At 50.4% G+C, this 18,567-nt stretch carries 15 protein-coding genes and 1 pseudogene; 5 read left to right on the top strand and 11 right to left on the bottom strand.

Going from position 1 to position 18,567, the window contains the following annotated elements; all coding sequences use genetic code 11:
- Positions 1–96: 96 nt before the first annotated feature.
- Both IC617_RS02195 and IC617_RS02190 read left to right on the top strand, forming a co-directional pair.
- The gene (locus tag IC617_RS02195) at positions 97–579 is read left to right on the top strand and encodes an Lrp/AsnC family transcriptional regulator (RefSeq protein WP_191143357.1); all 483 of its coding nucleotides are present in this window, start codon (positions 97–99) and stop codon (positions 577–579) included.
- 188 nt (positions 580–767) lie between these two features.
- A complete protein-coding gene (locus IC617_RS02190) occupies positions 768–1,667 on the top strand; it encodes an alpha/beta hydrolase (protein WP_191143356.1) in 900 nt (299 codons plus the stop codon).
- A gap of 28 nt (positions 1,668–1,695) precedes the next feature.
- Here the strand turns inward: IC617_RS02190 and IC617_RS02185 are convergent, their stop codons facing one another.
- From IC617_RS02185 to IC617_RS02175, 3 genes are all read right to left on the bottom strand, one after another.
- Positions 1,696–2,049 (bottom strand): hypothetical protein, encoded by a 354-nt coding sequence (locus IC617_RS02185; RefSeq protein WP_191143355.1) that lies wholly within the window; start codon positions 2,047–2,049, stop codon positions 1,696–1,698.
- Positions 2,050–2,239: 190 nt separating this feature from the next.
- Entirely contained in the window at positions 2,240–5,284 is a 3,045-nt protein-coding gene (locus tag IC617_RS02180; protein WP_191143354.1) for an efflux RND transporter permease subunit, read from the bottom strand.
- 3 nt (positions 5,285–5,287) lie between these two features.
- On the bottom strand, positions 5,288–6,346 hold the full coding sequence (locus tag IC617_RS02175; protein WP_224745735.1) for an efflux RND transporter periplasmic adaptor subunit: 1,059 nt from the start codon (positions 6,344–6,346) through the stop codon (positions 5,288–5,290).
- Between the two features lie 255 nt (positions 6,347–6,601).
- Between IC617_RS02175 and IC617_RS02170 the strand changes: the two genes are divergently transcribed.
- The 3 genes from IC617_RS02170 to IC617_RS02160 all read left to right on the top strand — a co-directional run bounded on the left by IC617_RS02170 (position 6,602) and on the right by IC617_RS02160 (position 9,530).
- The gene (locus tag IC617_RS02170; protein WP_191143352.1) at positions 6,602–7,210 is read left to right on the top strand and encodes a TetR/AcrR family transcriptional regulator; all 609 of its coding nucleotides are present in this window, start codon (positions 6,602–6,604) and stop codon (positions 7,208–7,210) included.
- 105 nt (positions 7,211–7,315) lie between these two features.
- Entirely contained in the window at positions 7,316–8,521 is a 1,206-nt protein-coding gene (locus IC617_RS02165) for a hypothetical protein (RefSeq protein ID WP_191143351.1), read from the top strand.
- A gap of 220 nt (positions 8,522–8,741) precedes the next feature.
- On the top strand, positions 8,742–9,530 hold the full coding sequence (locus IC617_RS02160; RefSeq protein ID WP_191143350.1) for a MipA/OmpV family protein: 789 nt from the start codon (positions 8,742–8,744) through the stop codon (positions 9,528–9,530).
- A gap of 84 nt (positions 9,531–9,614) precedes the next feature.
- Here the strand turns inward: IC617_RS02160 and IC617_RS02155 are convergent, their stop codons facing one another.
- From IC617_RS02155 to IC617_RS02120, 8 genes and pseudogenes are all read right to left on the bottom strand, one after another.
- Positions 9,615–11,906, bottom strand: coding sequence for a YgiQ family radical SAM protein (locus IC617_RS02155; RefSeq protein WP_191143349.1), 2,292 nt, complete (start codon positions 11,904–11,906; stop codon positions 9,615–9,617).
- A 108-nt stretch (positions 11,907–12,014) separates the two neighbouring features.
- A pseudogene (locus IC617_RS02150) lies at positions 12,015–12,281 on the bottom strand (DUF6482 family protein); the annotation flags it as partial.
- Positions 12,282–12,429: 148 nt separating this feature from the next.
- Entirely contained in the window at positions 12,430–14,388 is a 1,959-nt protein-coding gene (locus tag IC617_RS02145) for a diguanylate cyclase (RefSeq protein ID WP_191143347.1), read from the bottom strand.
- Between the two features lie 173 nt (positions 14,389–14,561).
- Positions 14,562–15,113, bottom strand: coding sequence for a DUF3124 domain-containing protein (locus tag IC617_RS02140; RefSeq protein WP_191143346.1), 552 nt, complete (start codon positions 15,111–15,113; stop codon positions 14,562–14,564).
- A gap of 72 nt (positions 15,114–15,185) precedes the next feature.
- Complete coding sequence (locus tag IC617_RS02135; protein WP_191143345.1) at positions 15,186–15,812, bottom strand: nitrogen fixation protein NifQ; 627 nt, start codon at positions 15,810–15,812, stop codon at positions 15,186–15,188.
- Positions 15,802–16,131 (bottom strand): 4Fe-4S binding protein, encoded by a 330-nt coding sequence (locus IC617_RS02130; RefSeq protein ID WP_191143344.1) that lies wholly within the window; start codon positions 16,129–16,131, stop codon positions 15,802–15,804. The genes IC617_RS02135 and IC617_RS02130 overlap by 11 nt, the downstream gene beginning before the upstream one ends.
- The gene (gene nifB / locus IC617_RS02125) at positions 16,131–17,513 is read right to left on the bottom strand and encodes a nitrogenase cofactor biosynthesis protein NifB (protein WP_191143343.1); all 1,383 of its coding nucleotides are present in this window, start codon (positions 17,511–17,513) and stop codon (positions 16,131–16,133) included. The genes IC617_RS02130 and nifB overlap by 1 nt, the downstream gene beginning before the upstream one ends.
- Before the next feature lie 184 nt (positions 17,514–17,697).
- Positions 17,698–18,531, bottom strand: a complete 834-nt coding sequence (locus IC617_RS02120; RefSeq protein ID WP_191143342.1) for a lipase family protein — start codon at positions 18,529–18,531, stop codon at positions 17,698–17,700.
- Positions 18,532–18,567 lie beyond the last annotated feature (36 nt).

The raw sequence follows: 18,567 nt of genomic DNA, 5'->3' as shown, positions 1-18,567 counted from the left end.
ATTAGCCACTAAATAATAAATTAGTAGTTAGTATAACTACGAAATAAGAAATTGAGATCTATTTCACTCTTTGTTCAACATTAAAGGTATTGCCCAATGCTCAAGCTTGATCGCTACGACAAACTGATTTTGGCCGAGATGCAACAAAATGGCCGTATCTCCAACCTTGAGCTAGCGGAGAAAATTGGCTTGTCGCCAACGCCATGCGCGCGCCGAGTAAAACGGCTAGAACAAAGTGGCATCATCAAAAAACACGTGACGCTACTTGACCAAGAAGCACTCGAGCTGAAACTCACGGTGATTTTGTCGGTTTCCATGGACCGCCATACCCCTGAGCGCTTTGCCAATTTTGAAAAAATCATTGGCGATTTCCCTGAAGTCATCGAATGCAACATTGTGACCGGTCAATCCGCCGACTACTTGTTACGCGTTGTGGTACCTGACATGGATTACTATCAGGCATTCTTGCTTGGCCGCTTAACCCGCATCGAAGGAGTCACCGGCGTCCATTCCAGTTTTGTATTAAGAAAAGTAATTGATAAAACAGAGTTGCCACTTGAGCCATATAATGGCAGCTAGTTATTGTCAATGTGACTAATATATAATTTATTGATATTGCTGATGCTTTGATCACTAAAAAGCTGACTCGATCAATTTGTGTTCAGCGCATTTTTTCGATGATACGTGTCGATGATAAGTTTCAATGATAGTTGCGCTCAGTCCACGGACTGACAACCCACACAAAAAACCACAAGGATCGAACGTTCATGAATGGCCAGCCAAAGGTTTCGTTTTACAAGCATGTATTGACCATATGTTCAGCATTAACTCTATTAACCGCATTTGCCAATAAGGCGCTCGCTGACAATGATTATCCACTTTACCAATTGGGCAATGTTCACATTCGAACAATGACTACCGAGCTGACTAGTAATGGTGATTACGAGCTGCATATTCGGCTACCCGCCGGTTACGCTCAAGACACCAACAAACGTTACCCAGTGGTTTACTACCTCGACGCTTACTGGCACACCCCGCTTATCAACAGCGTCATCGGCGGATTAGTTTACGATGGCAAGATGCCCGATGTGATTGCGGTGGGCATTGGCTATCCTGGGCCAAACGCTGATTATGGCCAACTGCGGCAGAATGATTTTATTCCTGCCGCAGATGCTGATGCCAACACAGGCGCGAAAGCATTTTTGTCGTTTATCGAACAACAGCTGATTCCCTACATTGAACAGAATTTTCGCGCCGACCCCAAGCGTCGCGGGCTAGTCGGTAATTCTTATGGCGGCTTATTTGCCCTGTACAGCTTGTTTCATAAACCAGAGTTATTCCAAATGCACATTGCCGCGACGCCAGCTTGGTATGTAAACGACCGACGATTGTTAATGGAAGAAAGCAAGCTGTACCGAAATGGCGGCGGCGTATTTGTCGAATCAACCAAACAAGCGTTGAATAGCCGGTTTTATATGGCCGTGGGCGGTGCCGAAACGGTGCCCCATGTGATGGAAAGTAAGCTAATGGCAGAAGTGCTTGCCACCCGCAATTACCCCGGCTTTGTTTACCGTTTTGACGTTATTGAAGGCGAAGCCCATGGCGGCGTGACACCAGCGGCATACAACCGCGGCTTCAGGCACATGTTTAACAACACAAATCAGTGAAAATCTTTTGGATGCCTCGCTGGAGCAATTAGCCTCGGGATACCACTAACAAATCATCAGCACATTTTTTCTGGTACACCGCGTTCCACCAATGTGATTCGGCAATACCTGTGGTTGCGGTCATCGCAATCACTTCTCGGGTTAATTCCTGAAAACGCTGATTCTTGGCTTTGTCAGCAAAGGCGACCTGAGTTCCTGCTGCCAGCTCGGGTTTGCTGTCGCTGTTTTCTTGCTGAGCGAACTGAGGAATATGCTGATCAATATAGGTGGCAACAATCCGGCAATCCTGAATTTTCTGCTCATCAGCCAGTGCAGGCATCGACAACAAGCTCGCGCAGGCCACTGCAAATCCAACATTTCTAAACAACTTGAAGCTTGTCATGAGCAATCTCTCCTAGGTGATGATAACACAAATGTACACTTGAAAGTTTACTTTTGTTATCTGAACGCCAGCTGAATTAGCTCCGAGCATTCATCCATCGAACGGAGCCCCCAAATGAATGCCGAGCCATGTAAACCTGAGGTGAAAAAGATAGGACACACTGCCTGCGATGCAAGCAGTGTGGCTTGGGTTAGAGCGGATTTTTTATCCGAAAAATCATGGCGTAGAACAGCGGGATCACCACCAAGGTGAGAATGGTGGCAAACAACAAACCAAACATAATCGTCACTGACATGCTCTTGAAAAACGGATCCATCAATAGCGGCGCCACACCAAGAATCGTGGTACAAGCGCCAAGCATGACGGGTCTGGCCCGACTGGTCGCCGCTTTGATCACCGCTTGATAGGGCTTGGCGCCGGCATTAATTTCCTGATCCGCTTGATCGACCAGGACAATCGCATTTTTGATCATCATGCCAACTAGGCTCAAAAAGCCAAGCGTTGCCATAAATTCAAAAGGCGTTTGGAATACGATTAATCCAACCGCGACACCAACCACTGCCAAAGGCACTGTTAGCCAAATGACCAAGGCTTGGCGAATACCGTTAAACATCAGGATCACCACCAACACCATGGCCGCAAAACCGTATGGCGCTGAAATAGCAATGGCTTCATCTGCTTCTTTGGCATTTTTGTACTCGCCGTACCACTGCAATTCATAACCCGGCGGCAAGGCCATCGCTTCGATTTCTGTGCGAATGCTGGCAAAGGCCTCTGAGGTCAACACGCCCGGCGCAGGGTCTGCTTGCGCCATAATCGTTGGCACCCGATCGAAGCGCTTTAGCACATCGTCTTGCCACACCACCTCAATCGATTCGAGCAATTGGCTGACTTGAATAAAACGATTGCTTTTGGCACTAAACACCTGGCTGTTTTCAATCGCCATTTGCTGATTGCGCTCATGTTCTGGCGAACGCACCATAATCGGAATCAGATCTTTGCCTTGGCGATAGACGCCAACCTGTCGCCCGGCCAGCGTTTGTGCAATGGCCTGATTAACATCAAAGGAAGTTAAACCAAAGCGCTGCAGTTGATCGGCGGCATAGACCGGCTGTAATACCGGAACCTGCTGGCGCCAATCATCTTGTATCGCAATCAGTTGCGGATTGGCATTCATAATATCTTTGGCCTGCTCAGCCAATTGCCGCAACACCTTGCTATCGGGGCCGCGAAAGCCAGCTTCAATTTTTTTGCCGCCACCGGGACCAAGAACAAACTTCCACACCATGACCGCAGCATCTGGATAGCTATCGGTCAATTGCGTTTGCAGCTCAGCCAATAGGCCATCAATCCGCCGGAAATCATCAACGTCGACCAACAATTGGCCATAACTAGGGTTTGCCGCTCCGGGTGAATAGGTCAGCATGAAACGTAAACCGCCAGCGCCAATAAAGCTGCTGGTATTGGTGACGCCCTCTTTTGCTCGAACATCTTGTTCAATTTGCGCAAGCATCTGCTCTGTGCGGCTAATATCGGAGCCTTGGGGCAAGTACACATCAACCACAAACTGGGGCCGCTGCGACTCTGGCATAAAGCCCGGCGGAACAAAACGTAAGGCATAAATCGCCGTCACGAGAATGGATAGAATCATCACAACGGTGGTTTTGCGGTGATGCAACACCCAAGTCAACAGCCCTTGATAACGAGTCATGAAGCGGCTCGGCTGTGTTGCTTTGTTGCTTGATGCCGTCAGAAAGTCATGGCAAAGCAACGGCGTGATGGTGATGGCAAATACCCAACTGAGCATCATTGAATAGAGGATCACCCAGAACAATGAGCCAGCATATTCGCCCATATTTGACGGCGACAAGCCAATCGCACTAAATGCCAGAATGCCGACCACAGTACCGCCCAGTAAAGGCCACTTAGTGGCATCAACCACCTCGGCAATGGCCTGCTTGCGGTCTAATTCAGGATTGTCACGAAGACGCACCTGCACGCCATCGGCAATCACAATGGCATTATCAACCAACATGCCCAATGCGATGATTAGCGCCCCTAGTGAAATTCGTTGCATGGCGATGTCGTCAAACAACATCACACATAAGGTTGCCGCGACCGTCAGCAACAGCACAAAACCGATAATGGCACCGGAGCGCGCGCCCATGGCAAGCAACAACACAATAAATACAATAGCAACGGCCATCGCCAGATTGAGCACAAAATCCGCCACTGAATCGCGCACCGAATCCGACTGCAGCGAAATTTCATGCAGCTCAATGCCCAATGGACGCTGAGCTTGTAACTCGGCAATACGCGCTTTGACCGCATCGCCCATAGCCACCACATTGCCACCGGCGATATTAGAGATGCCCAAGCCAATAGCCCGCTGGCCGTTGTAGCGCATCATCATATCGACCGGCTCTTGGTAGCCATGGGAAACGGAGGCAATATCGCCAAGGCGGATCACTGTGTTATCCGAGCCGAGCGTCAAATGCAGGTTTTTCAGCTCATTGATGGACTGAAAATTACTGGCAGGGATCACCGGCACCCGCATGTTGTCAGTGGCAACGCTGCCGGCCACCGTCACTTGGTTTTGTCGTTCGAGTACGGCGAACACTTGCTCCATTGAAATATCAGCCTGCGCCAAGCGCTCGCTGGCAAACTCAACAAAAATGGCTTGTTGCTTTTCGGCCAAAGTGGCCGTTCGCGCCACCCCAGGCACCAACACGAGCTCGCGACGCAGCTCATCGACATAATCCTGTAATTGTTGGTCGCTAAAGCCCTCGCCGGTAATGGCATAAAACTGCGCATACACATCGCCAAAGTCATCATTGACAATGGATGGCCCTGCGCCCGGCGGAAGCTGACTCTGGACATCATGGATCTTGCGCCGAAGCTTGTCCCAAAGCTGCTGTAGCTCGGTATCGGTCTTGGCAAATTTCATCGCCATTTCAACCGTCACTTCTGACATGCCAGGACGCGAGATCGATTCGACCTCTTTCAACTCCTGCATCGACTGGACCGCACCTTCAATCAGATCGGTGACCTCATCAGCCACCTCTTGTGCAGTGGCGCCTTGATAAGGCGTGACAATCACCGCCTGACGAATAACAAACTCAGGATCTTCAAACCGGCCCAATTGTTGATAACTGAGGTAGCCACCCAACAAGATCAGCGTGATCAACACCCAAACGCTGGTGCGCTTGGTAATGGTGTATTGCGCAATATTCATCGATTACCTCTGCGACTGGTGACTGGTCGGTCGAACTTCAACGCCTGCTTGCAAACTGGCAGTACCGGCAATGGCAATGCGCTCCCCCGCTTTTAGATTGGCGGTAATGGCAATGCGATCGCCGAACAAATTGCCGGTTTCTACAAAGCGTTGCTCGGTGCGATTGGCCTGATTGATGATCCAGACATATTGCTGGCCTTGATTGTCTGGCTGAACGGCAGTCAACGGCACGAAAATAAAGCCATCGACATCGAGCACCTTGTCGTCGGTATCAGCATCCGTGCGAGCAAAGACCCGAGCAGTCATGCCCGGCAAAATGCTGTGACCACGGACGTCTTCAAAAGCCAAAGTGACGGTATAGGTTTGGCTCGTTGGATCGGCCTGTGTGGTGTAAGATTTGACCCGCAATGGAAACAGCTCATCAGGCAGCACAGTTAACTGAGCAACCGCTTGATCGCTGTCGCTATCGAGCATCATGATGTGATCGGGCACTTGAATCGCAACCTCAAGATTGTCGACATCGTGCAGCATTAAAATCACTTCATTGGCTTGCACCTGCACATGGTTATCAACCATGCGCTGGCCAATGACGCCGGCGAATGGCGCCAGCAATTGGGTATGGGCGAGTTGCTGATTGGCTTCATTTAGCCGATTTTCAGCCAACTGCAGACGCGTGGTGATCTGATCCATATCGCTCTTGGAAATGGCCTGATTCTGCTCAAACAACACACTGGCTCGCTGGTGATCCGCTCGCGCGCTTTCATATTCAAGCTCAGCTGCCTTTTTGGCCAACTGCAAATCGCTAGATTCAAGTGTCGCTAGCAATTGCCCTGCTTCGACCACATCGCCCTCTTGCACCAGAATGGCAGTTAAACGACCTGCAATGCGAAACGATAAATCAGCCCGTTGCGCCGCCTGCACAGTGCCCGTCAGACTATGACCATTGGTCGCAGCGGCAGAGACCACTTCGGTCAACACCGGCCGAACAACGGCGGCTTGTGGCTGCTCTGGCGCAGGGCTACAAGCCACTAACGAACCGAACGCTAACACCGCAGCGACCATCACTAAGGCGGAGTGCCTGCTCTGACTGAAATGCCTACTCAATTTGTTTTTCACGATATGCCTCAACTGCACAACAAAGATGAATCTGTGATGAGTGACTGGCGGTTGAAAAGGACAAGACCAAAAGTACACTCTCAAGTTTACTTAAAGCAAGGTTAGCACGATTCCGAAACAAGTAAACTTATAAGTGTACTTTTAGTTGTAAGCTGCTAATCTGGTGGGTGAGAACAGAGGCAAAAAGGTTAGTACACCAAGATGAATCGGTCAGAACAAAAGCGTCAGTCCATTCTGAACGCTGCCAAACAAGAATTTATTGAAAATGGCTTTGCTGGCTCCAACATGAACACGGTTTGTGATAAAGCGGAAGTGTCCAAGCGCACCTTGTATCGCCACTTTGAAAGCAAAGAATTATTGTTTGAAGCCGTGCTGACAATCGAACAGCAACAGCTTGAAGCCCTCCGCGACTATCGCTTTGAGCCCAAAGTTGACCTGCGTCAGCAGTTAATCTCAATTACCCAACAAGAAGCGCAGCGGTTGCTTGCGCCGCACGGCATGGCTCTGGCTCGCATGGTCGTGATGGAATTTTTCCGCCAACCACAAATGGCCAAAGCTTTATCCGAACGGCTTTACCACACCCATGCGGTAACACCATGGCTTCAGCAGGCAATTGCCGCTGGCGCCATCAAGTCGGTGGATGCCAATGATGCGGCAGAAATTTATATGGCGTTGTTCAATGGCTTGTTTTTATGGCCGCAAATTCTGCAACTGGCACAACCGATGGCGGCGACGGAGCTCGGCAGCAAAATCGAAGTCGTTGTCGATACCTTCTTAAACAGCTACGGCAACTGTGAGTCGACGCAATAAATAACCAATCGAACGTAACAAATGGATGACAAATCAGGCAGACATCATCGTGCTGACTTATAACTAAAAGACGTCTTTTAGTTGCTACGGAACAAAACGCCGACGATGAAGCCGACGCAACCAGGCACCACGCCAGCTATTCCTGACTGCTATCAGGAGCAGATCGTGCTCAGCGAATTAGAGCGGCGCTTCTACCTGTACCTTATTGGCGGCGATTATGAGCGGTTGTTTTATTCATTTGTTGGCTCATCGGAAACCGATAGCAACGGCAATGACCAACAGGAGTTGGTTCGAGTCCGCCTCGATGTCGAAGTGAGTGAGTCGGAGCGGCGGCAAAATTTTCAGTCTTGGTGCCCAGATCCTCAGTATCGCAAAATGCTCGACTGGATGCTCACCTCACGGATTAACGCACGGCTGCAACAACAGGATGACTTGCTGCAGGTCTGCCCCGAGATGGTCGATGTTTTGCCGGTGATCCGAGACATCGGCTGCGCCAAGGATTTTAATCGCGATCTGATTAATCATGTCGCGGAAGTTGAATGGCTATCGCGAAAAGTCCGCGCATTCATCGACAATCCGCTGCATCAAGCCTTGTTGGGATTATCTTCCTCGGCCAGTTTTGAACAACATCTCGAAGAAATGGGCTATCCGCTGTTCATCTGGTGCATTGCCAAAATGATTGGCGAGCAGATCAATGAGCATATTCACCCGTCGCTTAAATTTACCTTATCGAAAGTGCGTTATTACGGTCGCATCGTCGGTGGCACGATCGTCTATCTGGCATTACAAGAAGGCTATGATGAAATCGATAAGTGGAAAACCTATTTATTGGCAGGGCTTAGCATTTTGCCGCTCGGGGTGCTGATCTCGTTAGCCAGCTTTGAGATCAGAGAGCTGATTAACCAGCAGCAGAACGCACTGGATGGCCAATCCAACACCGAGTTTCGTCACCAAATTCTCAATCACTACAGCTTACCCGGCGATCGCCTGCGGCACTTAATTGAGCAAGAGGAGAGACTCAAACCACTGCTGTTTCAAGCGATTGGTTTTACTAACTTCGATCCGCTGAAGTTCATTACCCAGAGCAACAAACAGCGCAGCAACAGCCAGCCAAACCTGTTCGAAAAAGCGCGGGCCTACGCTTTCTATCGGCAGCTTTATGGTACGGGTCGCATGAAAGGCCATGAAACCCTCATCTTGCTTAATAGCTTTGGCTTTTCTATGGATTTGTTACACCAGCTCAATCGCATGGATTTAGTCTCTTTTACTAGCCACGTTGAGCTTTATGCCAAATATTTTGCCAAACGATAGCGGTTGTTGGCCCTTCTCTCTGCAACTTTTTGAAAAATAAAATAACTGGCTTATCAATCAGTTGATGTATAACCACACAATAAAAGTATACTTTTAAGTTTACTTTATTCCAGAACACCCTATGATTACCACCAAAGTAAACTCAAAAGTGTACATCAATTAAATCATTGACTCTGAATAGGCTCCGCCTTTTTCAAACAAAAATTAGCTAGGAAGTATTATGCATCGCAAACTCATCATTGCCGCTTTGGCCACTCCTTTTATCAGTACCGCAGCACTGGCTGGCATTGAGATCGTTCCCGATCCAGCCAGCAAAGCCGCCCAACCACAAAGCTCATTGAGCGTGGGCGTTGGCGTCGCCCATTCAGCCAAAGCTTATCTCGGATACGATGAGCGCCAATCGGTCATTCCGATGATTGAGTACAACAACGCTCACATTTACTTTAAAGGGTTTGAGCTGGGCTACAAGCTCCTCGAAGATCAACAAAGACGCTGGAGTGTCTTCATCGGCGCTAGTGGCGAGGAGTTTGATGCCTCGAAAAGCCGTAAATTACGTGCCTTTGACGATCGCGACATGAGCGCCATGCTCGGAACCCGCTACCGTCACGCCAGCAGCTGGGGTGTCATTGACGCCAAAGTCGCAGTTGATGTCTCGGATAATAGTGACGGCTCAGTCGCTAGCATCAGCTATGGTTACCCGATTCAGGCCAATGATGACTGGATGATCATGCCGCGCGGTTTCGTCAAAATGATGGATAGCGATTATGCCAATTATTACTATGGTGTTAGCGAGGAGGAAGCGAGAACCATCGGCGCCACGGCTTATCAACCGGGCAGTTCGATCAAGTATGGTGTGGAGCTCATTAGCAGCTATCAGCTCAATCAAGACTGGCAAATCAACGCCGGCGCCAGATTGCAGATGCTGGATTCGGATCTGCGCGATAGCCCCATGGTCAGTGACGACAATGAAGTAACGTTCTTTACCGGAGTGACATACCGCTTTTGGTGATCGTCGTCAGTTGAACAACCAACCCCCTCCCCAAAAACAACAAAGCTGCCAAATTTGGCAGCTTTGTAATCGAGTCTCGTTTAACTATCGTGGACTTGCTCTGCCCTTGCCCTGACCACGGCGTTTCGATTTTCCATGAGTAGTCTTAGTGGCGCCCGCGCCAGCTGCCTTGCCGCCTTTGCTACGCTTGCCCTTCTCATTGTCACTGCCCTGATTTGCCGAACGCTGGCCGAGCTGACCTTGCTTGTGGTGAGGCTGATTGCTGCTGTGTTTAGTGGCAAATCGATTCGCACCATGGCGCCCTGATTTACGGCGCTGCGCGGGTGTTTGTTCATTACGATCGTCCGCCGGTACCAAACAGCTTGGCTTATCACCAATCAAACGCTTTTTACCCATGGCCACCAACGCTTCGCGGATCAGCTTCCAGTTCGCCGGATCGTGATAGCGCAACAAGGCTTTGTGTAGTCGACGTTGGCGGTCGCCTTTTGGCACCACCACCTCATCGCGCTTTTTGTACTTAACCCGTTTCAGTGGATTCGTTTCCGAATAGTACATGGAAGTCGCATTACACATTGGCGACGGATAGAAATTCTGCACCTGATCGCACTGGAAATCGTTTTGCTTCAGCCATAACGCCAGATTCAACATGTCTTCGTCAGTGGTACCCGGGTGAGCAGAAATGAAATACGGGATCAGATACTGCTTTTTGCCCGCCTCGGCACTGTACTTCTCAAACATGGCCTTGAACTTGTCATAAGTTCCCATGCCCGGCTTCATCATCAAATCAAGCGGCGACTTTTCAGTGTGTTCAGGGGCAATTTTGAGATAACCACCAACATGATGAGTGACCAGCTCTTTGACGTATTCTGGCGACTCAATGGCCAAGTCATAGCGCACCCCAGAGGCCACCATGACTTTTTTGACGCCCTTGACTTTGCGCGCTTCGCGGTACAAATCAATGGTGTGCTTGTGGTCGGTATTGAGCTTTTTACAAATGTCAGGGAACACACAGGAGGGTCGGCGACAGTTGATTTCCGCTTTTTCATCCATGCAACCGAGCCGATACATGTTGGCAGTCGGGCCGCCTAAATCAGAAATGACGCCAGTAAAACCTGGGACTTTGTCGCGAATATCTTCGATCTCACTCAAAATCGACTCTTTCGAGCGATTTTGAATAATGCGCCCTTCATGCTCAGTAATGGAGCAAAAAGAGCAACCGCCAAAACAGCCACGCATGATGTTAATCGAGGTTTTAATCATGTCGTAGGCTGGGATCTTAGCCTTACCATATTTAGGATGCGGCACCCGCGCAAATGGCAGTCCAAAGACATGGTCCATTTCTTCGGTCGTCAACGGGATTGGTGCCTGATTGACCCACAACTCGCGATCACCATGACGCTGGATCAGCGCACGCCCTGAATAAGGGTTGGTTTCAAGATGAAGCACGCGACTGGCATGGGCATACAAAATGCGGTCGTTATGCAGTTTTTCAAAAGGCGGCAGCCGCACAGCCGTGGTCTCGGCATCGTGACGCGATGGTCGCACCACAATCGGCTGGGCCGCAACTCCCTGCGGCTCACTCTGCGCAGATGTTTTGCTATCGCAGTCGGTTTGATATTCATAAGGGTTCGGCGCGACAAAGGCTTTGCCCGGCTTTTCGATCCGGCTTGAATCGATCAATTTGTAGTTTGCCGGCGCTTCGGGCAATACCACCGCCGTACCGCGGATATTGGTTAGGGTTTTGACATCTTCACCGGCTGCGATTCGGTGTGCCACTTCGACCAATGCCCGCTCAGCGTTACCAAACAACAGAATGTCGCCTTTGGCGTCAAACAGCACCGAACGACGAACTTTATCCGACCAATAGTCATAATGAGCGACGCGGCGCAAGCTGGCTTCAATGCCGCCAAGGACAATTGGGGTTTCTTTGTACGCTTCGCGACAGCGCTGAGAATAAACCAACACGGCGCGATCTGGGCGCTTGCCACCTTCATTATTGGGGGTGTAGGCATCGTCATGACGTAACTTGCGATCGGCGGTGTAGCGGTTGATCATCGAGTCCATGTTGCCGGCTGTAATACCGAAAAACAGGTTCGGTTGGCCAAGCGCCATGAAAGCGTCTTTGCTATGCCAATCCGGCTGATCGATGATACCAACTCGAAACCCTTGCGCTTCGAGCAAACGACCAACCACCGCCATGCCGAAACTGGGATGATCAACATAAGCATCACCGGTGACAATGATAATGTCGCAGCTATCCCAGCCCAGCTCGTCCATTTCTGCTCTTGTGGTCGGCAGAAACGGCGCGGTGCCGTAGCACTCAGCCCAATACTTGGGGTGCTCAAAGATAGGTGGAACAGTGATCTTATGCTGCATGTATCAATCGCCTCGCTTTCGGAGCGCGAATTATACACGCATCGTCCAACAAGGTTAATCCCTAGTATTTTACTCAGGTTTATTAGCTTGTTAGCCTCAAGTTGCGACTCAGCGCCAATTGATTTCCAGCTCCAGAGGCCCCGTCATGCTGGCCATGCCACACATTTCATCATACGGCGTTGATTGTTTAAGCATCACTTTGCCAATGCTTTGGTCAGCAAATTGCTCTTTGATCTGACTGATGGAGTGAAAGGTTTTGGCGTGGTTACGTTGATCTTTAACAACGCTGCGATTCTCGGCGCTGCCAGTTGCAACTAAGTAACGGCCGCCTTCGATCGATTCGATAAACAGGTCCATTGGTTTCTCCTGTGATTTGGCTAGAGCCGAGCAATGCGTTCATTATTTGCACAGCCTCATTGCTATAACGTCACCGCTAGCAAATCGATCAGTCACCAGCTAAGGTTGAACGCTAAAACCGAACCGAGGAAGCAATAATGAAAGAAATAGGTCCGTTGACGTTAGGCTAATTAGGCTCGTTCGGCTGGCCTTTGCGCCGTTTATAAGCTGCTTTATTGCGATACAGCATGCGATCGGCCTGCTCCAACGCATGCTCTAACTCTTGTTCCGAGCCACCATTAAACACCTGATATCCCATACAAGACGACACATCCCACGGTAGCGACGATTGCTCGTTACATTGTGCCAGTGACTGCTCAAAGCGCTGCACTAGCGACTCAATATCATTGGGGCCGCAACGTTTGGCACAAACGACAAATTCATCGCCACCAATGCGACCAATAATGTCCTCGTTGCGAAACGTCAGTTGCAGCGCTTTTGCGACTAACTGAATGGCATAGTCGCCCTGATGATGGCCGAGTTTGTCATTGACCATTTTCAGATCGTTCATGTCGGCATAAAACAAGGTACAACGTTTCAGTGTCCGGTCAGTCACGGCGTACTGCCGCACCAATTCAAAGAACCCCCGGCGGTTATATAATCCGGTCAATTCATCGGTGACCGAGCGCTTGGACAATAACTCATTGACCTTTTCAAGCTCAGTATTGAGCTGCAGTAAGCGCGCATTGGCCAGCTCGACCTCCCGCACCGCTTTTGACTTTTCCTCAAATAACAAGGCCGCATTAAGTGTTCGTGCCACTTGCCGGCGAATATCTTCCATGTCTTCGAGCCAACCTTCGCTGACATCAAACACAATGAAGCCAAAGTGTTGGTTGTCGAACATCAACGGCTTAACCAGCAGGGGTAAGGGCTGGTCAACCGCCAAAAAGCTCGCTGGCAAAATGTCGCGGGTATTAAACACTATCGCGCTTTGCAGCGGACAATGCTGATGTTGGTGATAAGCAAAAACCAATCGCGATTGCAGCGGTATCCGCTCATGACCGCTATCGGTATGGTGGAAGCGCCCGCCTTCATAGAGCGCCACGTAACAACTGACCACATCAAAATGCGGCAAACCGGTCGCTAACTGAGCAAATAACTCATCGACATCGTAGCTTTGAGTCATTTCGTGCATTTTGTAATTTGAACCAGCAAACCGATGCAACTGCGCCTGCCGCTCGCTATGCTGCGGGATGCAGCCACAACTGCGACGAAAAATCGGCTCGGTGCCAAAATGATATGTCTGTAGTTTGCCGCGCTGGTTTTTGCCGCTCTGTTTTTTGCCGCTCTGACTAATGCGCTCGATTAAGTCGCCAATGGCTTGTCCAGCAATATCTTCAAAAGGCTGTCTGACCGTGGTCAACGAAGGCGCAATCATGCTGGCATAATGGCAATCATCAAACCCACTGATCACTAGCTGATTAACTAACTCCGGATGCATCCGATTGAGATAATCAATCGCGGCTATCGCCATCTCATCATTGGCAAATGACACCGCATCAATACGTTGGCCTTGGGCGATCATCGCCGCGACTTCAGCCATCGCTTCAACCCCAGACTGAGCGGTAAAATCGCCTGTTAGCCAAATGGTCTGGTGGTCAATCTGATGATTAGCCATGACTTGCCCAAACACCATTTTGCGGTCTTGAGCTTCTTGGTTTTGCTCCACACCACCAACAAAGACAAAATGGCGGCAATGGTGCTGCTCGATAAGATGCTCAATCAGCTTGGTGAAGCCTGCTTGCTCGTCCAATAAAATATTGGATGCCATACGCAGCGGCCAGCCAATGCTGACCAAAGGCAGCTCGAAGCGTTGGTCGAGCCATCGATTGACTTCAAAGGAATCAATAAAGCTAAAGACAGAAGCGGATGAAATCACCAAGCCATCAAGGCTGTGATGATCAATAAAGTCGAAGATGAGGTTATACTGATTGTCGCGGAATAGCGGGCTGTCGATGCAGCGTCCCTCATAGGAAATGAGGTCAACACCTGCAATCTGAGCTTGCTCGACCATTGCTTGAAACAATAGTCGCTGGTAACTACCAATAACTTCATTGGTCATAAAACCAATGCGTAATCGCGACATATGTTCACTTCCCGTATCGGGCTATCACTCACGGTTACCGCGCCTCAGTTGGCGCCTGTCACCGCAGCTATAGCCATTGTCGATCGAGTCCCTAGTCGAGGCAAGACAAGCTTGGTTTTATCGCTCCAGTCCTTGATCCAGACCACAGCCCAGCTGCAAGCTTGGAGCTGACACTATAAAACTGCTCGATGTTGACCGCTGATCACCTGCCGGACAGGTGTTGTCGCGCCACGGTCGGTCAACACCAAATAACTGATTGGCAGTGCCGCCCAATCGTTGATTCGCCAAGAAATCACACAAGAAGCAACGCTCGATGCCAACATGTATTGCAACGATAGAGTTTTGTTGAACACAGCCCGCGGCGCGATGGCGTTTTGGCCTGTTGCTAACAAGGCGACCGATACGCCGGCTTGATCGAACAGCTCAATGGATTCAATCAGCACGGTCTGATAAGGATCGGCATTGACAAAGGTCAACTGTAATTCAAGCTGATGGTCACCCTGAGATTCAATTCGTCCGGCTAGTGGGATGATGGTGCGATGGGCGCCCTCCGAAGCAATACCCACGCGCGACGAAGGGACGGGTGCTTGGCGTTGTTGCAAGCGGATTTGATCGTCAACAGACTCCACTTTATCGAGCAAGTTTGACAAGAACCCGCCACCGATAATGACCAGCAGCATCAAGGTTGAAAACATCAGCTGCAGCAATAATTTTTGTTTTTTCACCGCCACCTCTGCCCGCGCCTTGTTGTCAGCTCAATGCATTTAGCTTAGTTGTGGCAGTGGCGGCTGGCAAAATCACTCGGCAGTGAAGCACTCTTGATACGAACTGCAGTCGACGCAGTTGGGCGCTTTGCAGACATAATCGCCGGAGCGCTCACACAAACAGCGATAGAAAAAACGCTTCCAGCGCATATTCTGCTGATTCAATGCCACCAGTTGCGGAAAGAAAAACGTCAGTAGTTGCCGTAGCTGTTGCCGCGATGTCAATCCGAGTGACTTCCATAAATGAGCCGGCGATAAGCAAGCAGTTGCCACCATCACCGCCACTGAATCGACATGTTGGGCATCCTCAGCAGCATATTCGAGCAGCAGACTGACCAGCTCATTACGCTCTGCTAGTTGCATGGCGAGCAACTCACCCAGCACTGTTGAGCGCATCGTCAGGTGGTTGTCGCCCATGTTCTGCCAATGCTTGTCAGCAGCAAGTAGCGTTTCGTCAGCCAGTTCCAGCAACAAACCATGATAAGCGGCGTACTCCAGTCCCAAACCGTGGGGCAAGTTCACCTGCCCCGCGAGTTGCCCATGGATAATACCGATCAGCAATTGATTGGCATCGCACTGACTGATCGGGTCGCTTTGAGAGAAGCCGCTTAGCTGGCTCGGTGCGCTGTGCTTAGCACGGGTCGAAACACTAACGAGCATGGCCTTCTCCGTGACTTGGCGGGTGATTGGTATGGTTTGACAATCGCTGTTCAAGCAACGAAATTGCAATCACATTACGCTCTGTTGGCAAGCCAGTTAACGACCCCGGCGGATTTAACGCCCGGTGCTCGGCATTGACAATGGCGGTCTCAATCGGACAAATGCTGGCGCATTGTGGATCGGCATGGTGACCGACACATTCATTGCAACGATGGGATGCAATGGCATAGCCATTGGCACCGCTGACAATGGCCTTTTGCGGACAAACCAACTTACAGGCGTTACAGCCGATACAGGCATTGGTGATGGAAAAAGCCATTACATCGCCTCCTTAATGGTTGTCGATGGCACCGCTTGAAGCTGACCATTTTCCAGCAACTGGCTTTGTAATTGCTCCAGCGCATCATCAATGCCAAACAGTGCATACTCGGTCGATGGCATCACGCCATGTTGCTCAAGCGCCTGCCATGGGGTCATGCCGATCCGCGAACACAGCACGTGTTTAACGCCCGATAGGGCCTGCAGGCTGGCGTCCATTCGACTATCAGCCGCGTCACAATCGTCGCCGACGCAATACTGACCAACTGTTCGTTGTTCAGTTCGCTCAATGGCCGTGGCCGATACTCGATAAATGGCAAAGGACTGGGCATAACCGAAGTGCTGATCAATCAACACGCCTGATTTACTGGCGACGGCAACCAACACCGAGCTGTCCACCTCGCTTTCGCTCGATGCCATATCATTCAAGTCAACATCTTGACCCAAGTGGCCTACCGCATCGGCACGACATTGCTGACAGTGGCTCATCTGCGCCATATTGGTCCCTGCCGCTTGTCGTGCGGTACTGACTTCGTCTTCGGTCGGTTGACGTTGACCAGTCAGGCCAAAATAAGTGCCGTGAGCGGGGTCTGAAATAAGCGGCATGATGTTGTGCAGCAACGCACCGTAGTTTTTTAACTCTTGCGATAATGCTTCGATATGGTGGTCATTGATGCCTGGGATTAACACGGTGTTGACCTTGACCAGCATGCCCGCCGCGACCGCAGCTTTTAACCCTGCTAACTGGCGGTCGATCAAGGTTTGCGCTGCTTGCCGCCCCCTGAGCCGCTTATGATTGAAATACACCCATGGGTAAATCTTCTCACCAATGGCTGCATCAATGCAGTTAATGGTGATGGTCAAATGGCTAACGCCGGCTGATTTCAATGCCGAGACCTGCTCCAACAACGCCAAGCCATTGGTCGAGACACACAGATGAACGTCAGGCTCAGCAAGGGCAACGGCCTTGAGCGTTGCCAATGTCGCTGCTGGGTTAGCAAGCGGATCGCCGGGGCCGGCGATGCCGACCACATTGGTTTGAGGAATGCGCTCTTTTACTTTGCTGAAACGTTTCGCGCCCTGAGCCGGAGAGAGTAATTTCGACACCACACCCGGTCGCGATTCGTTGCTGCAATCAAATTTACGATTGCAGTAGTTGCACTGAATATTGCACGCAGGGGCAACGGGCAAGTGAATTCGAGCATACTTGTGACCCTCCGGCGAATAGCAAGGATGAGTAGTGACCTTGTTGACGACCTCGGCTGATAATGAGCCATCGTCTAGCTTTAATCCCAGCGCGCTGTCATCACTCGCTTGGCTGCTGCAGCCAGTGCCGGTCGGCATTGTTCCGCTTGGCTTACAGCTTGTTTGCGTTTGCTCCATAATTCCGCTCCCATGGTCGTTGCCAGACACAATGGCAACAGACAACTTCATCTGGGAGTGTTACTGCAAACCGTATTCCAATCTAAAAAGTAATAAATATCAAAATGTTAAAAAACACCAGATGGCTACAAACCGGCTTTTGTTGAACAACTTGTGACAAAGCCGACATAACTGATGTCAGGCTCTAGTCGTGGTAATCCCAAGCTTCGACTGCGCTTAGATAATGCTCCATGCCATGATCTTCAACGCCATCGATGCCTTTTTCTGTGACTGCATTGACGGCACCATCAAAGGCATCCAAGAACCGGAACCAAAAGCCGGGCTCACGATGAATTTCTTTCTCTTCAGAGATATACAAGTAACGGCCGACATGACTGTAGCCCATCGAGCGGGAGGGAACGCGAGTGACAATGTCATTGTTGTTATGGAAGCGAAACACTCTGGCGCCACATTCAATGTTAAATAAGCGCGAGGTATTTCTGGTCATGGCCCGCGGTTGACCAAAGGTGTACAGGCTGGTGAATGGCTCGTCGCGATGAACAAACATGGCGGCAATCACGGTTGCCATGGCCCCACCTAAACTGTGGCCGCACAAAAACACCGGCAGTTTGGCTTGGCCAGCAGCTTTGCGCGCTTGTTGGATCTGCTCAAGTCGTTGCTCAATCGGTTGCCAAACATCTTGCACCGAACGCCAAAAGCCTCGGTGGAAACGGCCAAACAATTGCTCGGTCGCAAAGGCATCAATATTGTCGAGCCAATCGCGTTTTTCGTCGGTGCCACGGCAGGCCACACATAAATAATCGCGGTGTTCAATCAGCGCTGCTTGGGCACTATTTTGATCGACGCCAAGTACTGCGACAAAGCCATCGTCCTCTTGTTGCAGCTGCTGTAAGATCGCCTCGGCATCGGGCTTAGGGTCTTGTTCAGAGACTTTCAGGTAAACCGCTTGCGACAGCCGCGCCATCCAATAGGCGTTACCGGCATTGAGTTTGGAGGTGTAGGGAGAAACGTCGGGCATTGGCGTGTCCTTTATATGGCCGCAGTGACTATAGAA

The sequence above is a fragment of the Neiella litorisoli genome, from assembly GCF_014773395.1.
Taxonomy (GTDB): Bacteria; Pseudomonadota; Gammaproteobacteria; order Enterobacterales; family Neiellaceae; genus Neiella; species Neiella litorisoli.
Note: the sequence above shows the minus strand (reverse complement) of the source record. Positions and strands in the feature narration are given on the sequence as shown.

Coding starts and splice junctions, on each gene's coding strand:
- IC617_RS02135 (WP_191143345.1), bottom strand. CDS start 15,812: ATGCTCGTTAGTGTTTCGACCCGTGCTAAGCACAGCGCACCGAGCCAG.
- IC617_RS02155 (WP_191143349.1), bottom strand. CDS start 11,906: ATGCAGCATAAGATCACTGTTCCACCTATCTTTGAGCACCCCAAGTAT.
- IC617_RS02145 (WP_191143347.1), bottom strand. CDS start 14,388: ATGTCGCGATTACGCATTGGTTTTATGACCAATGAAGTTATTGGTAGT.
- nifB (WP_191143343.1), bottom strand. CDS start 17,513: ATGGAGCAAACGCAAACAAGCTGTAAGCCAAGCGGAACAATGCCGACC.
- IC617_RS02165 (WP_191143351.1), top strand. CDS start 7,316: ATGAAGCCGACGCAACCAGGCACCACGCCAGCTATTCCTGACTGCTAT.
- IC617_RS02170 (WP_191143352.1), top strand. CDS start 6,602: ATGAATCGGTCAGAACAAAAGCGTCAGTCCATTCTGAACGCTGCCAAA.
- IC617_RS02185 (WP_191143355.1), bottom strand. CDS start 2,049: ATGACAAGCTTCAAGTTGTTTAGAAATGTTGGATTTGCAGTGGCCTGC.
- IC617_RS02190 (WP_191143356.1), top strand. CDS start 768: ATGAATGGCCAGCCAAAGGTTTCGTTTTACAAGCATGTATTGACCATA.
- IC617_RS02175 (WP_224745735.1), bottom strand. CDS start 6,346: ATGGTCGCTGCGGTGTTAGCGTTCGGTTCGTTAGTGGCTTGTAGCCCT.
- IC617_RS02120 (WP_191143342.1), bottom strand. CDS start 18,531: ATGCCCGACGTTTCTCCCTACACCTCCAAACTCAATGCCGGTAACGCC.
- IC617_RS02195 (WP_191143357.1), top strand. CDS start 97: ATGCTCAAGCTTGATCGCTACGACAAACTGATTTTGGCCGAGATGCAA.
- IC617_RS02130 (WP_191143344.1), bottom strand. CDS start 16,131: ATGGCTTTTTCCATCACCAATGCCTGTATCGGCTGTAACGCCTGTAAG.
- IC617_RS02160 (WP_191143350.1), top strand. CDS start 8,742: ATGCATCGCAAACTCATCATTGCCGCTTTGGCCACTCCTTTTATCAGT.
- IC617_RS02180 (WP_191143354.1), bottom strand. CDS start 5,284: ATGAATATTGCGCAATACACCATTACCAAGCGCACCAGCGTTTGGGTG.